This window comes from Clostridium sp. ETTB3, from assembly GCF_053571985.1.
Genome location: NZ_CP199832.1, coordinates 829,385 through 852,798, shown reverse-complemented (window position 1 = coordinate 852,798; position 23,414 = coordinate 829,385). Strand labels below are relative to the sequence as shown.

24 protein-coding genes are annotated in these 23,414 nt (G+C 27.5%); 4 read left to right on the top strand and 20 right to left on the bottom strand.

The window, feature by feature from the left end; translation table 11 throughout:
* Positions 1–94 precede the first annotated feature (94 nt).
* Positions 95–472, top strand: a complete 378-nt coding sequence (locus tag ACUN06_RS04195; RefSeq protein ID WP_294383132.1) for a hypothetical protein — start codon at positions 95–97, stop codon at positions 470–472.
* Between the two features lie 85 nt (positions 473–557).
* Here the strand turns inward: ACUN06_RS04195 and ACUN06_RS04190 are convergent, their stop codons facing one another.
* From ACUN06_RS04190 to ACUN06_RS04150, 9 genes are all read right to left on the bottom strand, one after another.
* Positions 558–1,211 carry a zinc-ribbon domain containing protein gene (locus ACUN06_RS04190; protein ID WP_294383130.1) on the bottom strand — a complete coding sequence of 218 codons (654 nt, stop codon included), beginning with the start codon at positions 1,209–1,211 and terminating at the stop codon, positions 558–560.
* A 268-nt stretch (positions 1,212–1,479) separates the two neighbouring features.
* Positions 1,480–1,785 carry a multicopper oxidase domain-containing protein gene (locus ACUN06_RS04185; protein WP_449390131.1) on the bottom strand — a complete coding sequence of 102 codons (306 nt, stop codon included), beginning with the start codon at positions 1,783–1,785 and terminating at the stop codon, positions 1,480–1,482.
* A gap of 134 nt (positions 1,786–1,919) precedes the next feature.
* Positions 1,920–3,476: an ABC-F family ATP-binding cassette domain-containing protein gene (locus ACUN06_RS04180; RefSeq protein ID WP_294124762.1), complete on the bottom strand. Its 1,557-nt coding sequence runs from the start codon at positions 3,474–3,476 to the stop codon at positions 1,920–1,922.
* A gap of 214 nt (positions 3,477–3,690) precedes the next feature.
* Positions 3,691–4,248, bottom strand: coding sequence for a DUF3867 domain-containing protein (locus ACUN06_RS04175; protein WP_291734454.1), 558 nt, complete (start codon positions 4,246–4,248; stop codon positions 3,691–3,693).
* A 157-nt stretch (positions 4,249–4,405) separates the two neighbouring features.
* On the bottom strand, positions 4,406–5,878 hold the full coding sequence (locus ACUN06_RS04170; protein ID WP_449390130.1) for a glycoside hydrolase family 32 protein: 1,473 nt from the start codon (positions 5,876–5,878) through the stop codon (positions 4,406–4,408).
* Between the two features lie 96 nt (positions 5,879–5,974).
* Positions 5,975–7,432, bottom strand: a complete 1,458-nt coding sequence (locus ACUN06_RS04165) for a sucrose-specific PTS transporter subunit IIBC (protein ID WP_294398919.1) — start codon at positions 7,430–7,432, stop codon at positions 5,975–5,977.
* Positions 7,433–7,606: 174 nt separating this feature from the next.
* Positions 7,607–8,587 carry a LacI family DNA-binding transcriptional regulator gene (locus ACUN06_RS04160; RefSeq protein ID WP_294124770.1) on the bottom strand — a complete coding sequence of 327 codons (981 nt, stop codon included), beginning with the start codon at positions 8,585–8,587 and terminating at the stop codon, positions 7,607–7,609.
* Between the two features lie 161 nt (positions 8,588–8,748).
* Positions 8,749–9,804, bottom strand: coding sequence for an ABC transporter substrate-binding protein (locus tag ACUN06_RS04155; protein ID WP_291734464.1), 1,056 nt, complete (start codon positions 9,802–9,804; stop codon positions 8,749–8,751).
* A gap of 155 nt (positions 9,805–9,959) precedes the next feature.
* Positions 9,960–10,337, bottom strand: coding sequence for a RidA family protein (locus ACUN06_RS04150; RefSeq protein WP_291734467.1), 378 nt, complete (start codon positions 10,335–10,337; stop codon positions 9,960–9,962).
* Positions 10,338–10,562: 225 nt separating this feature from the next.
* On the opposite strand from ACUN06_RS04150, the gene ACUN06_RS04145 reads away from it, so the two are divergent.
* Positions 10,563–11,588: a branched-chain amino acid aminotransferase gene (locus ACUN06_RS04145; RefSeq protein WP_302738890.1), complete on the top strand. Its 1,026-nt coding sequence runs from the start codon at positions 10,563–10,565 to the stop codon at positions 11,586–11,588.
* Positions 11,589–11,636: 48 nt separating this feature from the next.
* Here ACUN06_RS04145 and ACUN06_RS04140 read toward each other — a convergent pair whose 3' ends face one another.
* The 3 genes from ACUN06_RS04140 to ACUN06_RS04130 form a co-directional block, all read right to left on the bottom strand.
* Positions 11,637–11,810, bottom strand: a complete 174-nt coding sequence (locus tag ACUN06_RS04140; protein ID WP_291734471.1) for a (2Fe-2S)-binding protein — start codon at positions 11,808–11,810, stop codon at positions 11,637–11,639.
* Positions 11,811–11,842: 32 nt separating this feature from the next.
* Positions 11,843–12,028, bottom strand: a complete 186-nt coding sequence (locus tag ACUN06_RS04135; protein ID WP_291734473.1) for a ferredoxin — start codon at positions 12,026–12,028, stop codon at positions 11,843–11,845.
* 162 nt (positions 12,029–12,190) lie between these two features.
* Positions 12,191–12,967 carry a formate/nitrite transporter family protein gene (locus ACUN06_RS04130; protein WP_291734479.1) on the bottom strand — a complete coding sequence of 259 codons (777 nt, stop codon included), beginning with the start codon at positions 12,965–12,967 and terminating at the stop codon, positions 12,191–12,193.
* 486 nt (positions 12,968–13,453) lie between these two features.
* Here ACUN06_RS04130 and ACUN06_RS04125 point away from each other — a divergent pair, with 486 nt between their 5' ends.
* Both ACUN06_RS04125 and ACUN06_RS04120 read left to right on the top strand, forming a co-directional pair.
* Entirely contained in the window at positions 13,454–13,732 is a 279-nt protein-coding gene (locus ACUN06_RS04125) for a CD3324 family protein (protein ID WP_294398933.1), read from the top strand.
* 189 nt (positions 13,733–13,921) lie between these two features.
* Positions 13,922–14,575: a FusB/FusC family EF-G-binding protein gene (locus tag ACUN06_RS04120; RefSeq protein WP_294368800.1), complete on the top strand. Its 654-nt coding sequence runs from the start codon at positions 13,922–13,924 to the stop codon at positions 14,573–14,575.
* Between the two features lie 173 nt (positions 14,576–14,748).
* Here the strand turns inward: ACUN06_RS04120 and ACUN06_RS04115 are convergent, their stop codons facing one another.
* From ACUN06_RS04115 to cobA, 8 genes are all read right to left on the bottom strand, one after another.
* Entirely contained in the window at positions 14,749–15,519 is a 771-nt protein-coding gene (locus ACUN06_RS04115) for an ABC transporter ATP-binding protein (RefSeq protein WP_291733696.1), read from the bottom strand.
* Positions 15,520–15,598: 79 nt separating this feature from the next.
* Positions 15,599–16,582, bottom strand: coding sequence for a FecCD family ABC transporter permease (locus tag ACUN06_RS04110; RefSeq protein ID WP_294124779.1), 984 nt, complete (start codon positions 16,580–16,582; stop codon positions 15,599–15,601).
* Entirely contained in the window at positions 16,572–17,585 is a 1,014-nt protein-coding gene (locus tag ACUN06_RS04105) for a FecCD family ABC transporter permease (protein WP_291733700.1), read from the bottom strand. Before ACUN06_RS04105 ends, ACUN06_RS04110 begins: the two co-directional genes overlap by 11 nt.
* Positions 17,586–17,613: 28 nt before the next feature.
* Complete coding sequence (locus tag ACUN06_RS04100; protein ID WP_291733701.1) at positions 17,614–18,567, bottom strand: ABC transporter substrate-binding protein; 954 nt, start codon at positions 18,565–18,567, stop codon at positions 17,614–17,616.
* A gap of 174 nt (positions 18,568–18,741) precedes the next feature.
* Entirely contained in the window at positions 18,742–19,530 is a 789-nt protein-coding gene (locus ACUN06_RS04095; protein ID WP_412192510.1) for a sirohydrochlorin cobaltochelatase, read from the bottom strand.
* 153 nt (positions 19,531–19,683) lie between these two features.
* Positions 19,684–20,958, bottom strand: coding sequence for a glutamate-1-semialdehyde 2,1-aminomutase (hemL, locus tag ACUN06_RS04090; protein WP_449390129.1), 1,275 nt, complete (start codon positions 20,956–20,958; stop codon positions 19,684–19,686).
* Positions 20,958–21,932, bottom strand: coding sequence for a porphobilinogen synthase (hemB, locus tag ACUN06_RS04085; RefSeq protein WP_294368811.1), 975 nt, complete (start codon positions 21,930–21,932; stop codon positions 20,958–20,960). Before hemB ends, hemL begins: the two co-directional genes overlap by 1 nt.
* Positions 21,925–23,406, bottom strand: coding sequence for a uroporphyrinogen-III C-methyltransferase (gene cobA, locus ACUN06_RS04080; protein WP_291733706.1), 1,482 nt, complete (start codon positions 23,404–23,406; stop codon positions 21,925–21,927). Before cobA ends, hemB begins: the two co-directional genes overlap by 8 nt.
* Positions 23,407–23,414 lie beyond the last annotated feature (8 nt).

The following is a 23,414-nucleotide window of genomic DNA, read 5'->3' as shown; positions in this document are numbered from 1 at the left end:
ATTATATTTTAATTTTAGCTATCTTTCTATAATTCCTTCTCTAGAAAACTTAAATATTTTAGATATATACTGTCATTCTGGAAGTAATGGTTTCATGCTTAAATCAAATAGAAAAAACTTAAATTTTTATATGGCTGAAAATGCTTCTCCTTCTTTTAAAATAGCATCTAAACTTCATAAATCCTATATTCCTTACAATAGTCCAATAAATTTTGATTATGTTATTATTGATTATTATGAAAAGTTTTCAAATGATATTAATGCCCAAAATATAACTTATAAAGCATTAGAAACTACTAATAATCTCATTGTTTATATTATTAAAGATTTGTATATAAATCATGATAGTGAATATTATAAAAAGCTATTACTATTTACCAATAATTTAATTAGTAACTTTAAATTAAATAATTTATTGCAATATACTTATGGTAATCAAATTATATTGCAATTTTCCAAGCCCAATAATTAACAAATATAAAAATGTCAATCATATAATTTATTATAAAAAAATCTACAGTATATTTAAAAGTACTTAAAATATACTGTAGATTTTTTTATTGTCTATTATAATAATTAATTCCCTCACTAGGCTTAAAATAAGTTCTTATATATCCATCAGATGATACAAAAACTATTTCATTTTTATCTTCATCATAATATATTTCATCATTATCTTCTGCTTCTAACTTATGTAAAGAATATTGAGAATTAATAACTTCATTTGCACCCTTTAAATATTCCTCCTTAGTAGAATATCCAAATTCATTTCCATGCTTTAAGAAATGCTCTTCCCATAGCTTATCATTTCTAAATTCAAGTGATTTAGTATTTTGTTGTTGCGTACTTTGCTGATTGTTAAATATAGTATTCCAATCAAGGTCTATATTGAAAAATTTACTTATAATTAAAAATAAAACTATTAATCCAGCTGCAACAATACTTCCTAATGTTGTTTTATTTTTATTATTCTTGTTTTCATTATTTTTTAATGAATTATATATATCTTTACTATTATTATCAATATTACTGTTATTAGATTTTAAATTTTTATTATATGTATTATTTAAATCATCTTTATTATTTTTATTTTCTTTTCTACACTCACTACATCTTTTAGGTAAATCTAAATTTTTTTCTTTATAAAATTTTATTTCTGAATCATTAAGTGTAAATTCTTTTCCACATTGCTTACAAATTCTTTTTATCAAATCTTTTCTCCTTTTAAGTAGCAAATAAAATTTATATTTGCATTACTATGTTTTAATATAATTATATATAGATATTTTACTTATGTCTACCTTTACATATTTATCTTATAAATAAATCAAAGAGCTCCATAAAGTTGAATTAATAAATTTCCTCTATGCGTAGCTCCTCATTTTTAAATTATTTATTATATAAATTTAATTTTAACATTTTAAGTATACTAATCTTATTTTTAATATTTATTTATATATAATTTACTGTAGTAAACATTCATCCAATACCTATTATTCTATTATTTGTTACATGATGTAGCATATGACAATGCACTGGCCATATTCCTGGATTTCTTGCTTCAAATTCTATATCCCAAGTTTCTTCCGAAGATACTAAGATTGTATTCTTATAAATTTGATTCTTTTTTCTTATTGGAAATCCATCTGCTCCTACGATTTTAAATTCATGTCCATGCAAATGAATTGGATGATGATGCATTTGAATATTTCCAAATCTAATATTAACAATATCACCATAGCTTACTGGAAGAGGCTTAGTATTAATATAATATTTTCTATTCACCGTAAAAAAATTAAATAAAATTTTGATAATAAATAAGAACTAGCTTCTACTCACAATAAATAAAATCTAGTTCTTCTTTGTCTATATAAAATAATTAATCTTCTAATAATTACTTAATAAACTTTGATTATTTACTATACTACTTTTGTTGTCCATTCTTCACAGCTCCAAATATCTGTTACAACATCCTTATAGAACTCTGGTTCATGGCATACTAGTAATATACTTCCCTTATATTCCTTTAAAGCTCTCTTAAGCTCATCTTTAGCTTCAACATCTAAATGGTTAGTAGGCTCGTCTAGGATTAAGATATTTGTTTCTTCATTAATAAGCTTACATAATCTAACCTTAGCTTGTTCTCCTCCACTTAATACACATACCTTACTTTCAATATGCTTAGTAGTTAAACCACATTTAGCAAGAGCTGATCTTACTTCATATTGAGTTTTAGAAGGGAACTTTTCCCATACCTCTTCAATACAAGTATTATAATTAGCTTCCTTAATTTCCTGTTCAAAGTAACCAATTTGTTGATATTCACCTAAATTAGCTTCTCCACTTAATGAAGGAATTAATCCCATTAAACTCTTTAAAAGAGTAGTCTTACCAAGACCATTTGCTCCAACTAAAGCAATCTTTTGTCCTCTTTCCATATAAAGATTAAGAGGCTTAGTTAATGGCTCATTATATCCAATTACTAAATCCTTAGTTTCAAATATAACCTTACCTGAAGTTCTTCCTTTTAAGAAATTAAATTCTGGCTTTGGTTTTTCTGCTGCAAGCTCAATCATTTCCATCTTATCTAGCTTCTTTTGTCTAGCCTTTGCCATCCCACTAGTTGCAACTCTTGCTTTATTTCTAGCAACGAAATCCTTAAGTTGAGCAACTTCTGCTTGTTGTCTTTCATATGCTGCTTCTAATTGTGCCTTGTTTGCTTCATAAATTCTTTGGAATTCATAATAATCTCCAACATATCTAGTAAGCTTTTTATTTTCAACATGATAAATTAAATTAATAACTGAATTTAAAAATGGAATATCATGTGATATTAATATAAATGCATTTTCATAAGCTTGTAAGAATCTCTTTAACCATTCAATATGAGCTTCATCTAAATAGTTAGTAGGCTCGTCTAATAATAATATGTCAGGATTTTCAAGTAAAAGTTTTCCTAACAATACTTTTGTTCTTTGCCCACCACTAAGCTCAGTTACATCTCTATCAAGTCCTACATCTAAAAGACCTAACCCCTTAGCAACTTCTTCTGCCTTAGCATCTATAACATAAAAACCATTATTATCTAACATGTCTTGAATAACAGATGTTCTTTCTAAAGCCTTATTCATTTCATCTTCATTCATTTCGCCCATTCTATTATAAAGATCATTCATTTCAGCTTCCATGTCAAATAAATATTTGAATGCACTTCTTAATACATCTCTAATAGTTAGACCTTTTTCTAATTCAGCATGCTGATCCATATATCCAACTCTAACTCTGTTGCTCCAAATTACCTTACCTTCATCTGGCATTAACTTACTTGTTATTATATTCATAAATGTAGACTTACCTTCACCATTTGCTCCAATAAGACCTACATGCTCTCCCTTAAGTAATCTAAATGATACATCTTCAAATATTGCTCTATCACCAAATCCATGGCTAATATTCTTAACTGTTAAAACGCTCATTTTTGTCCTCCATCATTGTAATATTTATGTACAAATTTATTTATATACAATAAAATAAGGGCATATCCAGTTTGTGATTTAAAATTTTCTAACAATAAATTATTAACTTAATTTTGCCTTAATCTTAATTAATAACTTATTGTTCTTAACTGGCTATTCCCTTATTAATTATACATAATTTTTGTTCAAAATAAATAGAAATTTGTTTCTATTTTTAGTAATCATATTCTCTTGTATCTTCACAAATTGAAATCTTAAGTAATTCTTCTTCTACTGTCTTTTTATATGAACATAAAAACTCATTTAATTCATTATCACTTAAATCAATCTTTTCTGAACTCTTTAAAATAACATTATTTTGATCTAAAAGAATAGTAAGATTATTTTTATCATTTTTTATACTATATTCAGTTGCACCTTTTACTTTAAGTCTATCTTTATACTTTTCTTGAAATCCCACTGTTCTTCTATATTTTTCATAATCTTGAGGATCAGTTGAAATATTATCTAAACCTAATCTTTTTAATTGCTCTTCAAACCCAGTAGTGTCTATACCATATCTCTCCATAAGTTTAGTTTGCATCTTTAAAAACTTATCTTGTGAAATATTATTTTTCATCATATATTCCGTTAATTGACTTGAAAATTCAGCCATTGATAGTTTTCCTTCAGCCACTTTATAATATAAACTATAAATATATGATTCAAATTGATCTACATCTTTATCATTAACTCTATTTTTAAGCTCATTAAAGTCAATTATTTTATCCATGTTATCTCCTCCCAAGCTCATTGTTCCTTTACAAATATTATATACCATATGGATTGCTTTTTCTACAAAATAAAGCTTCATTAATAAATTCTTTTAAAGTAAAATAAAGCCAAACCTTATATTTTTCCATAAAGTTTGGCTTTTATAAATATTTATCTTATTTAATTTTCCATACCTTCATTTCAGCTTTTGCACTTCCATCAGCAAAAATGCTTAATTCATTACTTTCATCACCTGTAAATATTCTTGAGGTAAATACTTCTTCTCCATCATTAACAAATACCTCTATAGATGAAATATCCACAAATATTTGAAGCTTTAATTCATCCTTATCATATTTACACTTTCTTTGTGTTCCATATTCTAATGCAAATTTTTCTTTTGACTTACTTCTATCTAATACAAGCTTTTTATTTTCTATATCATAATAAAATACAGTTTCTTCATTTATGCTTTTTCTTAATTTTAGTCCTATATATTTACCATTAAAATTATTGAAATTACATATTAATTCATAAAATTTTTCATTAAATCCCTCTATTGCTTTTTCTTCATTATTTAGCTCATATGAAAATTCTAATTTTTCTCCTCTAAGCTGCTCTAATTCTTTTACCGGTTTTTGAATTAATCTTCCATTAACTAATTGTAATTCTCTAGGTAAAGTTAAACAATGAGCCCATTGATTTTTGTCACTAGGGTAATCAATTTCAGGTAATCCCATCCATCCAATTAATATTCTTCTATTTTTATCATCTGTCATAGTTTGAGGTGCATAAAAATCAAATCCTCTATCTAATTCAGTAAATTCTCCATGTTTAAATTCTCCATTAGAAAAATCAATATTTTCTCCTATTAAATATCCAGATTGAAATATATTTTTATATTTATCTCCCTCTGCTTTTAATCCTTGTGGTGAAAATATAAGAACTCCTTTATCATCAAACTTTAGGTAATCTGGACACTCCCACATAAATCCATTGCCAAAGAAACTTGTTTTTATTTCTCCTTTAAATGTCCAATCTTTTAAATTATCTGATTCATAATATACTATAGTGCCTAAATTTTCTTTTCTTTCTGCTCCAATTAAGCAATAATATTTATTATTATCTTTAAATACTTTAGGATCTCTAAAATTATCTGTATACTCTTTTGGCACGTCCTTAATTATCGCTTCATTGTTCTTAGTTATTTTTCCCTCCTTATCCATTATGGCTAAACATTGATACGGATTTCTAACCCATTCCTTATTTCTTGTATTTCCTGTATAAAATAAATATAACTTATCATCTTCAGCTATACCACTACCAGAAAATGCTCCATGACTTTCAAAATGTTCTGTTGGAATTATACCAACACCACAATCTTTCCAATTAACTAAGTCTTTTGAAGAAACATGATACCAATGCTTTACTCCATGTACAGGACCTAAAGGAAACCATTGATAAAACAAATGATATTCATTATTATAATAAGAAAATCCATTTGGGTCATTTAATAATCCTGTTGTAGGCTGAATATGAAACTTTTGTCTATATGGACACCTGTTTACTATATCTCTTAATTCAGTTAGTTCTTCATTTGATGCTTCTAATATTGTTCTATATCTTTCTTCTCTTGTCCATTCTTTCATATTAATTTCTCCTAATCTTCCATTTTAAAATTATTTACTTATCAGAAAATAGAAGGCATTAGCATATGCTAATTCCTCCTATTTTTCTAAAATATTTTATGCTGCAAGCTCTTGATTTTCAACAGCTTGTTTTTTATTCATAACCTTAGCTATAACAATAGTTGAAATAACTGCTACTGCCATTGAAAGTATCATAGCAATTATATAGTTAACTATAGATGTAGGTCTTATTGATATAATTCCTGGTAAACCTGCTGCCCCTGGAGATATTGCAAGTACTTTTGTAAGCATTACATACCCTGATCCAACTGCAGAACCTATCATTGCTCCAAAGAAAGGATAACGTAACTTTAAGTTTACACCAAATATTGCTGGTTCAGTTATTCCTAATAAAGCTGAAATACCAGATGCTGAAGCTATTCCCTTCATCTTATTATCTTTTCTTAATATTAAAAGTACTGATAGTGCAGCTGCACCTTGTGCTACATTTGACATTGCTGCTACTGGGAATATAAATGACCCTCCTGTAGTTGCTATATCTGCTAATAATTGAGTTTCTATAGCAACAAAACTATGATGCATACCAGTAATAACTATTGGTGCATATAAGAATCCAAATATTGCTCCACCTATTGGCCCTAGTGTATTAATTAACCATAATAAACCTGATGTTATTCCATCTCCAAAAACTCTCATTACAGGTCCTATAACAACAAATGTTAATATACCAGTTATAAATACTGTAAATAATGGTGTTAATAAATTATTTAATACTGAAGGTATTATTTTGTGTAAAGTTTTTTCTACTTTAGCTAGTACAAATGCTGCTGCTAAAACTGGAAGTACAGTTCCTTGGTATCCAACCTTGGCTATTGTAAAACCAAATATATTCCATACTGGTACAGTTCCTTCTAAAACTGCTGCACCATAACTATATCCATTTAATAAATCTGAATGAATCATAAGTGCACCTATACAAGCACCTAAATATGGGTTTCCACCAAAAGCTTTAGCTGCTGAGAACCCTAAGAATATTGGTAAAAATGCAAACCCAGTATTAGCAAAAGTATTTATTAATTCTGCTAAGTCTTTAAATTGTGGATATGCTTCAACTAATGATTTTCCTTCAATAAATAATCCTTGTGATGTAAGGATATTATTTATTCCCATTAATAAACCTGCTGCTACTAATATAGGTAATATTGGAACAAAAACATCTGCTAACGATTTTAATAATCTTTGTGCAGGATTTAACTTTTTATCAGCCTCTTTTTTAAGCTCATCTTTACTCCCTTCTTTAATATTAGCCATTTTTATAAATTCTTTATAAACTTCATCAACAACACCAGACCCTAAAATAATTTGGAATTGTCCTGATGTATTAAAACTTCCTTTAACTGCTGGAATTTCTTCAATTACTTTAACATCTGCTTTTTTATCATCTTTAAGAACTAATCTTAAACGAGTTGCACAATGTGCCGCACTAACTACATTTTCTTTTCCGCCTATGCCTTGTAAAATGCTTTCACTAATTTCTTTATAATTCTTACTCATCTTAATATTCCCCCCTGGGATAGTTTTTTGATTTTTGAAACGTTTCATTTTTATGTTTATAATCTTAATACGTTTTCATAATTACGTCAATATGTTTTTATAAAAAAAATTATGATTTTACATAAAATAAGTTTTATAATTTATTTTATGTAAAACCATATAATTAAATATTAATTATCTTTTAGTTGTACTTCCATTTATATATGTAATAGGCAGAATTATTTCTTTTTCTGTATTTTTATTATTTATAATATCTATTAAAGAATTAACCGCTTTTTCTGCTATAAGTTCAATAGGCTGTCTAATAGTTGATATTTTTATTGTATCATTTACTGATGATTTACTTCCATCAAATCCTATCACTTGGACTTCTTGTGGAACCTTTATATTATATTTATCTAATTTATTTATAAAATCTATTGCTTGTTCATCAGTTACAGCAAAAATACCTTGTATCTTTATATCATCTTTAAAATTATCAATTATAAATTTATCTAATATCTTATTAAATTCCTCAGCAGAACCTAAAAGTTCACAAATTTCATAATTTATACCATTTTTTTCACAATAACTTATAAATCCATCTTTTCTTTTTCGTGTTGCATTATTTATTTTTGAACCTCTTCCTATATATGCAATTTTTTCACAACCTAATTCACTAAGTTTTTCTGCTGCAAGCCTTCCCCCTTCAAAGTTGTTGCTTGATACATATGTTATATTTTTAGAAAAATATCTATCAATACTTACAAATGGAATTTTTTCAGAAACATACTTATCTATATCGCTATATGTTATTGCTATTATTCCATCCATTTTATTTTGTTTTGCCATAGATATATATTCTATTTCAGATTTACTATCTTTATCTGAATTACAAAGTATCATTTTCATTCCTAACTTTTTAATATTCTTTTCTATATTGTAAGCTAGTTCACTAAAAAATGGGTTCCATATTGTAGGTAAAATAAGTGCTATAGTGTTAGTTTTATTTATTTTAAATCCTCTTGCATATACATTAGGTTCATAATTTAATTTTTTAATTGCTGCTTCTACTTTTTCTTTTGTACTTGCTTTAACCTGTATATTGTTTATTACATTAGAAACTGTTCCTACTGATACTCCTGCTTCCTTTGCAACAGCTTTAATTGTTACCATTTAATCTCTCCTTACTAGTATATTTTCATTATTAAATCTTAATATACATTTTATAACATAATTTATATTCTTACTTTATCTATATTATATCTTAAATTCATAAAAAAAAGTTAGTGTCTTAAACAAGGAAACACTAACTTTTAAAGTTTATTATTTTATTTTTAACCTTTTACTTGCATCCATATATTATCATATAATTCAAGTTCGTCTTGAGTTAAATACTTATATCCTTCACATTTATCCATTACCTCTGCTGGCATATATGCACCTGGATTATTTTTAACACTATCATCTTGTTCTTCTTTAGCTTCTTTATTTGGAGTTGTATAACCTATTTCATCAGCTATTCTATATGCACTATCTTTGTCACATAAATAATTAATAAAAACTTCAGCTGCTTCTTTATTTTTTGTTCCCTTTGGTATTGCTAAAGAATCTATCCAGAAGTTTGCTCCTTCCTTAGGAACGATATATTTTAAATAATCATATTCATCAGCTAAATTTAATCCTTCACCTGACCATATCATTGCTATAGCTCTTTCTCCAGAAATCATTAAATCCTTAACATTATCAGCACCATAAATTGTTCCTAGTTCTTTTTGTTCAATTAATGCCTCTTTTGCTTTTTCTAATTGTTCGGGATCTGTACTATTTAAAGGATAACCCAACATTTTTAATGCCATTCCAATAGCATCTCTTTGTGAATCTAGCACAAATATTTCATCTCTATATTCAGGGTTCCACATATCCTTCCAACTATCAACTGGTTCTTTGATTATATCTGTATTATAAACTATTCCAATTGTTCCATTCATATAAGGTAATGAATAAACATTGCCTGGATCAAATGGTTTATTTAAATTATCTTCAGAAAGCTGAGAAGCATTTGGTATATTATCCTTATCTAATTTTTCTAATCTACCCTCTGCAATAAGTCTTTCAACTAAATAATCACCTGGAACAACTACATCATATTGAGTTTTTCCTGATATAAGTTCTTGATACATTTCTTCATTGTCATCAACAAATATTTGATTAACTCCAATATTATACTTTTCTTGGAACTCCTCAATTAATCCATCAGCAATATTTTCTCCCCAATTTAAAAAGTTAATAGTTGTATCATATTTATTCTTATTATTACATCCCACAAATGAACTCATAATAAATAAAGAAATAATAGCTAATGATAAAACTTTTATCTTATTCTTTTTCATAAAAAACTCCTTTCTTTAATGAATTTTCTCTTTTGTATTAATAGTATTATTTTATACAATAATACTATTCTTCAATTATATAATTTACTATAATTAATAAAAATAAAAAAGGCTTTTAATACCTTTTTTTAATATTTATATTTATTTTATATATTTTATTTCACAGCTATTGCTTCTATTTCTATTACTGCATCTTTAGGTAGCTTAGCTACTTGCACACAACTTCTTGCTGGCTTATTTTCTATAAAATAAGTTCCATAAACCTCATTAACAGCCTCAAAATCATTTAAATCCTTTAAAAATATACTTGTTTTTACTACGTTGTTTAATGAAGTTCCTGCTTCTTCTAAAATTGCCTTTATATTTTCCATAGATTGCTTAGTTGCTAATTTAATATCTGTAACCAATTCTCCTGTTACTGGATTTAAAGGGATTTGACCAGATGTATAAACAAAATCTCCAACTATAACTCCTTGTGAATATGGACCTATTGCTTCTGGTGCATTATTAGTATTTATTACTTCTTTTGTCATACCCAACCTCCTATATACTGTTAATTTAAAGTACTATTATTTACTATTTCAACAAATATTATACCACAAAATTTATACTTTTTATACAAACTAATAATTTCCCCATAATTTCACTATAATCTATTTAAGATTTTTTGTATTAGTGGTAAAATTAATAATTAAGATATATATTAATTATTTCAATTTAATTTATTTAATATTACTAAATAAAAAGGGGCGATTTACATGACTAAAAAAGTAAATATCGATTGGAATAACTTGGGGTTTGAATACATTAAAACTGACTTCCGTTATATTTCTAACTGGAAAGACGGAAAATGGGATGATGGACACTTAACTGAAGATAATATGCTTAAAATAAGTGAAGCATCATGTGCTCTTCATTATGGTCAAGCATGCTTTGAAGGATTAAAAGCTTATAAAACAAAGGACGGTAAAATTCAACTTTTTAGACCTAATAAAAATGCTCAAAGACTTAATTCAAGCCTTAGAAAATTATTAATGCCTGAAATTTCTGAAGAAAAATTTATAGATGCTTGTATTCAAGTAGTTAAAGCTAATGAAGCTTATGTTCCTCCATATGGAACTGGTGGTACATTATATATAAGACCATTTGTAATTGGTGTTGGAGATAATATTGGTGTTAAACCTGCACCTGAGTATATATTTAGTATATTTTGCGTACCTGTAGGTGCTTATTTTAAAGATGGACTTACTCCTTGTAATTTTACAGTTGCTGATTATGATAGAGCTGCACCTCATGGTACTGGCGGTCAAAAGGTTGGAGGTAACTATGCTGCTTCAATGCAACCACATAAAATAGCTGCTGATAGAGGCTTTGCTGATTGTATTTACCTTGATCCTGCAACTAGAACTAATATAGAAGAAGTTGGTGCTGCTAATTTCTTTGGTATAACTAAAAATAATGAATTTGTTACACCACTATCACCTTCTGTGCTACCTAGTATCACAAAATATTCATTAATGGAAATTTCAGAAAAGTACCTTCATATGCCTATATATGAAAGGGAAATTCCTATAGATTATCTTGATCAATTTAAAGAAGCTGCTGCTTGTGGAACAGCTGCTGTTATCACTCCAATTGGTGGAATAGAATATAAAGGTAAACTTCATGTATTTTATAGTGAAACAGAGGTAGGACCTATAACTAAAGAACTTTATAGAATATTATGTGGAATTCAATTTGGTGATCTTGAAGCACCTGAAGGATGGATTTATACAGTTGAATAATTTATATAAAAGATGGACACCTTCTAATAGAATTTGTCCATCTCTTAATTATTTATTATTTTCAATTAATAATTCTATATTACATTTGCATCTTCCGCCACGACATCCACCGGCTCCAGCACCAGTTTCTTCCTTAACTTCTTCAAAAGAAGATGCTCCATTTTTTATAGCTTCAACAATTTGCTCTTCAGTTATTCCTCTACATAGACATACTTTTGACATAGCCTTATTTCTCCTTGCATTTTAATTATATATTATTCTTCTATTGAAATAGCTTCTACTGGACATCCATCGCAAGCTTCTCTTACTAAATCTTCATTTTCAGCTGAAACTTCTTCAGTTGCAACTGCAACACCTGTGTCTAGTGAAAATACATCTGAACATACTCCTTCACATAATCCACAACTAATACATACATTTTCATCAACAAATGCTTTCATTTTTTCATCCTCCGTTAATTATAATAATTTATCTTCATCTTTATTATTATTTAATAATTATTGTTTGTCAATACCATATATTAATTTTGAATTATCTAAACTTATTTTCAATATAAAAATGACAGCTACTTTAATACCTGTCATTTTTATACAAATAAATTTTTATTTTTCTTTTGTTATAAAGTAATAAGGTAAACCTACAAATAATACTCCACCTACAAAGTTACCTAATGAAACCCAAAGTAAGTTATGAGCCATTCCCATAATACTAACATCAGCACCATGAGGTAATAATAATCCCATAGTTAAAAAACTCATATTAGCTACACTATGTTCAAATCCAGCAGTTATAAATGCAAATAAACACCACCAAATCATTATTAACTTTGAAGTTTCTTCTTTAAGCTTATAGCACATCCATGTTGCAAGACAAACTAAAACGTTACATAATAATCCTCTTAAAAATAATTCCATTCCTGGTGTATTCATTTTAGTTGCTACATTATTTACTATAAATTCTCCAATGTATTCACTCTTACCACTTGCAACTCCAGCATTAACATATAGTAATGCTCCTACAACACCACCTAATAAGTTACCAATCCAAACTGCAACCCAAATTTTAAGTGCATCTAACCATGATACTTTCTTTTCTAATGCACCAATAGTCATTATCATTGCATTACTTGTAAATAAATCTCCACCACACATAAATACTAAACTTAAAGCAACTCCAAAGCATGCTCCCATTAGTATTTTATAAGTTTCAGCTCCTGCATGATGCATTATTCCACCAATTGAATAAATTAACATTATTCCTAAACTTACAAAAAAGCTTCCTAGGAATGCAGATGTTAAATATTTAGGTACACTCTTATTAAATAAGCCAATTTTAACTTCTGCTGAATGCACTAAATTATCAATTTCTTTTCTATACATTTCCTCACCTCATTCTCCTTAAATTTTATCACAATTATATATGATACAACTTTTTAAACTCTTTTTCAATTGAAAATATCACTTTATCGCAAATTAACAACAAAAATTTTACTTTTTGTTATAATCAATTCATTTTAATATTAAAATTAACACTTAACTAAAATTATAGTAAATTAAAATTAATTCTAATTTACTTTTATAATTATTTTATTAATAAATAAACTTACTTTGATAAATTATAATATAAATTATTTTTGAAAAAAAATTAAACATAGATTAAAATATATTTAGGAGGTGATCTTAATGGATTTTAAATTCATTTTTAAATCAACTTGCTCCTTGCAAAGACTATATAAAAATTCAGCTAAGCTTTGTTTGGAGCCTAATCAGTTAATAATTTAGCTGAATAATCTTAGGTTCTGTAACACATGAATTTTTTAATATTCTTTGCCTTTAATTTTATTTTTTAAAATAAGGAGTAAAGATATGAAATATGTTAAAGCTATAGATGTGTTACCACAAGAAATTATTGAAATAATTCAAAATTATGTAGATGGAGAATACCTTTATATCCCTAGAAAAAATGATAATAAAAAATCTTGGGGTGAAAAAAGTGGTATAAAAAATATACTTAAGGAAAGAAATATTGAAATATATGAAAAATATATCAAAGGCTTATCTATAAGTGAATTATCTAAGAAATATTTTTTATCAGAAAAAAGCATTCGAAGAATAATTTTTAATCAAAAACAAATATGCTCATAATCATTACAGATATATTTATTAGTTTGAATACTTTAGTTCAAATATGATATTCTACTTATTGTTAATTACAATTATTAACATGATGGTTACGTTAAAATTTATGTGAATATTAATTCAATTTATTAATATTCACATTTTTATTTGTAAATACTTAAAATATTATAATACTTATAAATGAGGTGAATATTAATGAAATCCTTTATAAAAAAACAACAATTTAATTATATAAAAAGATGCCTATTTGATTTAAATAATGCTTTTATAAATTGCTCAGATCCTAATATAATAAATGTTAGTAAATTAATTGCTCAAGATAAAATCTTATCTTGCTTTGATAAATTATCTGAAGGCGAAAAAGAAATACTTAATATTTCAAAAATAACAACTCCTCTCCATATAGATATATATTTAAATGATTTAAACATATATGTTTTTGGCATGGAAAACATAACAAAAAATCAACTTGTTAAAATATTCAAAAAGGAAAAGAAACTTAAAATTCCTAACTTAGATATTAAAGATAAAAAGCTTGTATATTTAGGTTGGATTGATGAAGCAACAAAAAAACTTCTTATTACTTATAATTTGAATGGAAATCTATTAGGAATGTCTTGCAGACTTACTGAATCAAAGCCTAATAGTAGCAACATATGTACTCTTTGTAATCATATTGGAACTAGTGCTGAAGTAGGTTTTGTTTCTCCAATTTGTAAACCTAAAAATCAAGATGATTATAAGTCTTTAGGATTTTATATATGTTTAAATAGTGATGAATGTAATGAAAGAATAACTTCAACAGAAAAACTTGAAACCCTTATTAAAATTGTTAATAGGTTAGACTAATTTATTATATATTGTATAAATAATAAGTGTTCCATTTTTAAAATATATGAATAAAAAGTGAGTATTATCGAAAAAATTTCGTTAATACTCACTTTTACTTTAAAAGCAATAGTAATCTATTTCTTTAATGCAACACTAAAAACCTATTAGTAACTCTTATATAATTTTAAATACTACATTGGTATGCACATAGGTCTATTACTTATTGGATCATCAATAATTATTGCATTTACTCCAAAAACCTCTTTTAACATTTTTTCATTAAACACATTATCTACAGTTCCAGTAGAGTACACCTGACCACTTTTCATACATATTAAATTATCGCCATACTTAGCTGCTTGATTTAATTCATGATGTACAATTACTATAGTTTTACCAAACTTTCTATTTAATTCTTTAAGCAATTCTAAAACTTCAATTTGATGTGATAAATCTAAATAAGTAGTTGGTTCATCTAGCAAAAGTATATCTGTCCCTTGTGTAAGTGCCATAGCAATCCAAGCACGTTGTCTTTGTCCTCCAGATAAAGAATCCAACATTCTTCCTTCAAATTCCTTCATCCCAGTAGCCTCTATTGCCCAATCCACCATATCATCATCTTCAACTGTTCTACTTCCAAAGATTGTTTTATAGGGATTTCTTCCAAAATAACAAAGCTCTCTTACAGTTATTCCTTCTGGTGCAATAGGCCCTTGTGCTAATATTGCTAACTTTTTAGCAAATTCTTTAGGTTTATATTCATGTACCGATACACCATTTAAACTAACCTCTCCACTTATAGGCTTAAGTAGCCTACTCATTCCATGTAATAAAGTTGATTTACCACATCCATTAGCTCCAATAAGCATAGTGATTTTACCTTTTGGTATAGATATAGTAATATCATTTATAATTATCTTTTCTTCATATCCTAATTTTAGATTCTTAATATCTAAACTCATAGTAAGATTACACTTCCTTTTTATTATCATTAATAACTTTCAACTTATATATTCTTTCTTTTATCTAGGTCTTATATAATTACTTAATTGCTTTTCTTCTTATCAATAAATATAAAAAATAAGGTGCTCCAACTATTGATGTAACTATTCCTATAGGAACTTCTACAGGTGCAAACATTGTTCTTCCTATTAAATCAGCAGTAACTAATATTATTCCACCTATAATTCCACTTAAAGGTATTACTAACTTATGCTTATATCCAACTAAATTCTTTGCAATATGTGGAGAAATTAATCCTACAAAACCTATAGTTCCTACTACGCTTACAGTGCTAGCAGTAAGTACTATTGCTATAAATAACAAAAATAATTTCAACTCATTAACTTTTTCTCCTAAATTAGTTGCAACATTATCTCCTAATGATAAAATATCTATTTTATCTGACATAAAAATAGCTAATGGTATAAATATTATTATAAATGGCATTAGTATTTTAACTTCATCCCAGCCTCTTCCCCATACACTTCCTGTAAGCCATAAAAGAACTGTTTGAATATTGCCTTTACTATTTATATTTAAGTATTGTATTCCAGCATCAAATAATGCACTAATTGCAACACCCATTATTATTATATTTGTACCTTTAAAAGCAACCCTTTTAGTTAATAAATACAATATTACCCCTACTAATAATCCACCTAATATAGCAGCAAAAGGCAACGATATATATTTACCTATTGGTATTGTTAATACAATGCAAGCAAAAAATCCAGCTCCTTTTCCAATACCAAGTATATCTGTGGATGCCAAAGGATTTCTAAGTACTCCTTGAAATATAGCCCCTGCAATTGATAAAGCTACTCCTGCCATTACTGAAATTAGTATTCTTGGAATTCTATACTCATAAACTATAAATCCATATTTTGAAGTTTCACTATTAAATAATGCTTCTTTTAATTCAATAATATTTAATATTTTACTTCCAAACGCTAAACTTATAATAGATATAGCAATAATCAAAGTTGTTGCTGTTATCATTATAATATTATTTTTATTTTTCAACAGCTCCACCCCTCTTAATTTCTCTACTTGCAATAAATATATAAAATACAGCCCCTAAAAATGAAGTAACTATGCCAACCGGTGATTCATACGGATATTTTATTAACTTAGAAACTATATCTGATAATAGTAATAAATTTGCTCCATATATTCCACATAAAATAAAACTACCTCTAAAATTATTTACCTTCATTTTACTTACTATATGTGGTGTAATTAATCCTAAAAAGGATATTGGTCCTGCTACAGCCACAGATGATCCTGCTAAAATAATCACAACCAATAAACCTATAAACTTAGTTCTCTTAATATTCTCTCCCAGGCTAATTGCTATTCTATCCCCCATTTTTAATACATCCATAGACTTTGCTATTATTAGCCCTAAAATTATTGCTATCACAAACCAAGGTAATATGGCAATAACATGTGTAAATTGAGCCTGATGTACTGCCCCTACCATCCAAAATACTAACTCTGATGTTTTACTATCATTAAACAACATTATTGCTTTAGTTACTGAAGCTAAAAACATTTGAATTGTTATCCCAACAAGTGTTATTTTAAGAGGCGATAAATTTCTTACTCTACCTATTAACTGTACTGCTATACTAATTACTCCAGCCCCTAAAAATGCCACTAAAATCCTTATATTATATTTATCCTCTGGGAAAAATACCATAATAATTACTACTGCTAATGTTGCTCCAGCATTTACTCCCAATACCTTAGGAGATGCAATTGGATTCCTTGTTATATTTTGTATAAAAAGTCCTGCTAGAGCCATTGATGCACCAACTAAAATACAAAGTAATCCACGTGGAAATCTTATTGTTTTAATTATTAAAGCTTCCTTACTTCCATCAAAACTTATAAAAGTTTTCAGTATATCTTTTAGTCCCACATCACTCATTCCAACCAACATATCTATTAACAGGAGGGTTATTAATAAAGTTACACCTACTCCAATAAATATCGAAAGCTTATTTTTTTCTAGTCTTTCCACATGCCTCACTTCCTTAACTATCTATTATCTATTTGTTTAATAACCAACCCTCAACTTCATTTACTATTGTCTTAACTGATATAAATCCTCTATATTGAGTCCAAGGACCTCTTGCCACAGTAGTAAATACTTGATCATTTTTAACCGCATCTAATGAATTATATAATTCTGTATCTTTCCATTGGCTATATATTGTCTTATCTTTATCATCTCTCATATATATAATAATATCTGGATTAATTTCTACTAATTGCTCTAATGAAAGTGATTGTTCAAATTCTTCTGATTGTACTGCATTTACAAATCCTGCTTTTTCTAAAACTTGACCAACAAACGAACTAGAAGTATGTGCTGTATAGGCATCATTTTTAGGTGACACTGTTAATACTGTTTTTCCTTCAACAACTTCTTGTGACAATTTACTTACTTCTGATAAAAACTCTTTTATTTCTTCTACTTTTTCAGTCGCCTCATTTTCTTTACCAACAGCCTTTGCTATAGTTTTAAAATTTTCTTTATACTCTTCATAACTTGAGTCTATACTTTTTAATACTATGGTTGGTGCTATTTTATTTAAATCTTCATATATTTCACTATGTCTGCTTACATCTGCAATTATTAAATCTAAATCCATCATACTTAGTTCTTCTAAACTAGGTTCCATACGCTTTCCTACTGAAGTATAATCTACTAATTCACCTTCAGTAACATCACTTACTTTTTTTGGATCATTATCATCCGCAATTGCTATTGGATCTATATCTAAGTTATATAATGAATCTAAAAATGACAATTCTAATACTGCTATATTTTCTGGTGTTTCTTCTAAAATAGTAGTTCCTAATTCATGATTTATTACAATTTCATCATTTCCATTATTCTCTTCTGTTTTTGTGGTAACATTCCCACATCCAATAGATGCTATTGTTCCAACTAAAAGTCCCATAACAATTAGCTTTTTTATAATTTTACTTTTCTTCATTTTGTATGCTCCTCTTCTTTTGGTTTAATTGATTTTTTATTTCAATTGATATTTTTTTTCAATTTTTTCTTTAGTTATATTACTAAATTCCCATTATATTTGTCAACATTTTTAACTTTATTTATAAGAAAAGCTCTAGATAAATTAACATACTTTATCTAGAGCTCATTATTTTTATTTAATATTTCTAATAACGTTATTTATTTTTGTAATATACATTTCTCTTATTTTTTCATATTGTAACAATGACCTTTTACCAATAGTTATTTCTATACCCTTAGATTTTATTTTTTCGCTCCACGAATCATTACTATTTAATATGTCATCAATTACATGCTTTCCTGGAATTATAAATAAAGACTTTAAAGTTAATTTTTTAGTGTCATCTTTTAATATTTCTTCAATTGCCAAATCTAAAGTTTTTTCACCCTCTAAAGTTGCTAAATAAACTTTTTTATTAGACTTATTTCTCACAGCTTCTGTAATAACATCATATATTTTATTTGAGTTTTTCTTAGATCCATGTCCAACTAACAATATATCATTTTTCTCTGAATCATCCCAAATTATATTTGCTATTTCATTACTTTCTTTTATTAGAACTTCTTCTTCATCAGAAAATAAAGTATTACAAATCACTATTCTCTTCATAGAATATTTATATTCATCAACTACTTCTTCGATACGTTTTATATCACTAGTACTCATTATGTGTAATGGCTGTATTATAACTTCCTCATACCCTTGGTTAACTAAGTTAAATAATGCCTTACTTAAATGAGGAATAACATAATCATGTCTTTCTTTTAAAAGCTCAATTATTTTATTTGATGTAAATGCCTTAAGTACTGTATACTCTCCAGCAAAATATTCATTTAAATCCTGCTCTAATAATCCTATACTTTGTTTAATTCCATCTAAATTCGCACTTCCAAATGCAACTAAAACTATTGCTTTACTCATAAAATCCCCCACCTTTTTTTAGTTTAATAGTTATAGTTAATGAATAAATTCTGCTTAGTCTGAATTTATAATATTTTTTTGAAACTCCATAAGGAGTTTCCTCCTCAACTATTAACTCTTAACTATCTAAAGACTACTAACTATTTACTTACATTATGGTTGAAATCTTTTAAATATTTCTAAGAATTTATCTATATGTTCTTCAGTATGAACTGCACTTAGGAACATTGATTCAAATTGTGATTGTGGAATATTAAACCCATTTTTGTTCATGTGTAAGAAATATTTTTTAAACATTTCTAAATCACAGCTTTTTGCATCATCATAACTTCTTACTGGATTTCTGTCAGTAAAGAATACTGTCATCATTCCTCCAACTCTATTAACTGTTAATTTAACATTTTTTTCTCTTGCAATTTCTTCAATTCCATTTTGAAGTTTTCCACCTAATTTATTTATATGCTCATAAATATCTTGATTTGCTTTTAATATATTTAAAGTTGCCATTCCAGCTGCCATAACTACTGGATTACCTGACATTGTTCCTGCTTGATATACTCCACCAACAGGAGATAGTTTTTCCATTATGTCACGTCTTCCACCATAAAGACCACAAGGAAGTCCTCCCCCTATTATTTTTGCATAAGTAATTAAATCTGGTTTAACGTTAAATAAACTTTGAGCTCCTTTATATGCAACTCTAAATCCACTCATAACCTCATCAAATATTAATAATGAACCATATTCATCACATAATACTCTTAATGTTTCCATAAACTCATTTTCAGCTTTAACAACTCCCATATTTCCTGCAACAGGCTCAATAATTACAGCTGCAACATCATCTCCATATGCTTCAAATAAAGATCTAACTTGTTCCATATCATTATATACACCAACTAATGTATTTTTAATACTATCATTTGGTATACCTAAACATCCAGCTATTCCTTCTGTTAATACTCCTGAACCAGCCTCAACTAAAAAGCCATCAAAATGACCATGATAACATCCAGCAAATTTAATTATTTTATTTTTCCCTGTATATCCCCTAGCTAGCTTTATAGCACTCATAGTAGCTTCTGTACCAGAGTTTACAAACCTAACCATATCAACATTATCCATTTCTTCACATATAAATTTACTCATTTTAAGTTCTAAATCTGTTGGTGTACCAAAAGCAATTGCACTTTCAGATATTTCTTTAATTGCAGTTACTACCTCTTCATTAGAATGACCTAAAATCATAGGTCCCCACGCAAGAACAAAATCTATATATTCTTTTCCATCTTCATCTGTTAATATTACACCTTTTCCTGACTTCATTACTGGAGGATCTATTCCCATATCTCTATATGCTCTTACTGGAGAATTAACTCCCCCTGGCATATATTTTTTTGATTCTTCAAATATTTCTCTATTAGACATTATATTTCATCCTCCTTAAGCCATTTAGCTGCCTCTAAAGCATAATAAGTGATTATCATCTTTGCACCAGCTCTCTTCATTGATAAAAGCATTTCTAATGCAACTAACTTTTCATTAATTAATCCTACTTCTCCTGCATTTTTAACCATTGCATATTCACCACTAACATTATAAACACATATAGGTGCATTAATTTTTTCTCTAGCTTCCTTTACTATATCCAAGTATGACATTGCTGGTTTAACCATTATTATATCTGCACCTTCATTTAAATCTGCCTCTATTTCAGCTATTGCTTCTCTAGAATTTGCTGGATCCATTTGATATCCCTTTCTATTTCCAAAACTCGGTGCAGAACCTGCAGCTTCTCTAAAAGGCCCATAAAATGCTGATGAATATTTAGCTGCATAACTCATTATAGGTATATTTTCAAATCCATTTTTATCTAAGACTTCTCTTATATATCCTATTCTTCCATCCATCATATCTGAAGGAGCCACCATATCTGCTCCTGCTTTTACATGTGATAAAGCAATTTCACCTAAATATACTAATGTTTTATCATTATCAACATTGTTATTACTTAATATTCCACAATGGCCATGATTAGTATATTCACACATACAAACATCAGTTATAATGTATAAATTGCTATCTAGTTCCTTTAATTTTCTAATTGCTTTTTGAACTATTCCATCCTCATTATAAGCTTCACTTCCAACACAATCCTTATGTTCTGGAATTCCAAATAAAATTACTGACTTAACTTTAGCTTCATTTAATTCCTTAACCAATTCTTCTAATTTATCAACAGACCAATGATAATTCCCTTTTAAAGACCTTATTTCTCTTTTTATATTATTACCTTCAACTATAAATACAGGGTAAATAAAGTCCTCTGTACTTAAAGAATTTTCTCTTACTAAACTTCTTATTACAGAATTTGTTCTTAATCTTCTTCCTCTTCTAAACATTTTCTAATCTCTCCTTAAACTCCACTATTTCACTAAGGAATCCTTGTTGAGAATGCTTTTTACATATAAAACACTCCATATTTCTATCCTTAATCGCTTTTGCTGTTTGCGGTCCTATTGCAATAAGTTTCTTTTTTCTTATAGCTTCAATCCCTAACATATCAATCATATTATTTACAGTACTAGGACTTGTAAATAATACATAATCTACTTCGTCAAACACTTTCTTATTTTTTACACTTCCACAAACAGTATCATAAGTATGAACTCTATCTACATGTAATCCTAATGAGCTTATTTCATCATATAAATAAGTTCTGCTACTTGATGAACAAGGTAAAAGTACCTTTTCCCCTGATGATAAATATGGTGATAATGCTTTAAATAATCCTTCGCCTACAAATTCTCTTGCCATAATAAATGGTTGAATTCCCTTGCTTATTAATGCATTTTTAGTTGCCTTTCCTACAACTGAAAATTTAGCTTTTATATTTCTAACATCATATCCTGTTTCAATTAAAAAATCAAAGAAATTATTTACACCGTTTACTGATGTTAAAATTATATGATCATATTCTGGTATTTTATTTAAATATTCTTTTAAATTTTCCTTTGTTGATTTAATTTTAATAGAATTAATTTCTGTTACTTCAGCCCCTAAATCTCTTAATGAACTTTTCAATTCAGAACTTTGTTCTCTTGACCTTGTTATGCAAATATTAGTACCAAACAAAGGTTTTTCCTCATACCATGATAATTCTTTATTTAAATTTACAACATCACCTATAACAATTATACATGGTGATTTTAAATTAGCTTCTCTTACTTTTTGGATAATATTTTCCAAATTCCCTATTACCTTTCTTTGCTTAGAAGATGTTCCTCTCATTACTACAGCAGCAGGAGTTTTTACATGCTTTTTATTATCAATTAAATTTGCTACTATTCTTTCTATATTTTCAAGGCCCATCATAAATACTAATGTTCCTTTTTCTTGAGCTAAAGCCTTCCAATTAATTTTTTCATTTGTCCCAGTCATTCCAGTTACAATATGAAAGCTTTGTGCAATTCCTCTATGAGTTACTGGTATACCAGCATAATTTAATACTGCTATTGGTGATGTAATCCCTGGAATAACCTCAAACTTTAGTTTTTCCTTTTCAAGGGCAATAACTTCCTCTCCCCCTCTTCCAAAAACATAAGGGTCTCCTCCCTTAACTCTACCAACTATATGTCCTTCTTTAACAAGTTTAACTATCATTTCATTTATTTCTTCTTGTGTTTTGTAATGAGCACCTGGTTCTTTTCCACAATAATATATTAAACAATCATCATTTAAGTAATTTAAAATATTATTAGAAACTAATCTATCATAAAGTACTGCTGTACATCTATTTAATACTTTTATAGCTTTTACTGTTAATAATTCTTCATCTCCTGGTCCAGTTCCTATAATATATGCTTTTCCATTCATATTTAATT